Below are 219 nucleotides of genomic sequence, written 5' to 3' on the forward strand. Positions count from 1 at the left end.
TCCTGAAGGCCTTCGGAGCCGAGCCCTCATTGGCCAGACCGTAGATCATTCGGGAGGTCGAGTAGATGCCCGAGTTCGCGCTGGAGGCGGCCGAGGTGAGCACCACGAAGTTCACGATGCCCGCGGCACCGGCCAGCCCGGCCAGGGCGAACATTCCAACGAACGGGGAATTCTCGGCATCGAACATGTCCCATGACTGCACTGCCATGAGGATGACCA

General features: G+C 62.6%; 1 pseudogene. It reads right to left on the bottom strand.

Going from position 1 to position 219, the window contains the following annotated elements:
• A pseudogene (locus tag CN601_RS22365) lies at positions 1-219 on the bottom strand (amino acid permease); the annotation flags it as partial.

Origin of the sequence: Bacillus sp. AFS017336 (genome assembly GCF_002555445.1) — a bacterium.
GTDB lineage: Bacteria > Bacillota > Bacilli > Bacillales > Bacillaceae_G > Gottfriedia.